This window comes from Acidovorax sp. SRB_24 (assembly GCF_012931925.1).
Genome location: NZ_MWOM01000322.1, coordinates 1 through 292, shown reverse-complemented (window position 1 = coordinate 292; position 292 = coordinate 1). Strand labels below are relative to the sequence as shown.

The following is a 292-nucleotide window of genomic DNA, read 5'->3' as shown; positions in this document are numbered from 1 at the left end:
CGAGGTGGCCGTGATGGTCTGGTTGGCGTTGGCGCCGACCTGGAAGGCGGCGCTGGTGAACGAGCCGTCGAGCAGCTTGCGGCCGTTGAACTCGGTGGTCTGGGCGATGCGGTCCAGTTCGGAGGTGAGCTGGTTGACTTCGGCGTTCAGGGCCTGGCGGTCGGAGGCCGAGTTGGTGGCATTGGCCGACTGCACCGAGAGCTCACGAATGCGCTGCAGGATGTTGCCGGCCCCGGCCAGAGCGCCTTCTGCCACCTGCGCCAGCGAGATGCCGTCGTTGGCATTGCGCGCG

The 292-nt window shown here is 67.8% G+C and carries 1 pseudogene; it reads right to left on the bottom strand.

What is annotated here, in order from left to right:
- Positions 1-292: pseudogene (locus B2J89_RS22120) on the bottom strand (flagellin); the annotation flags it as partial.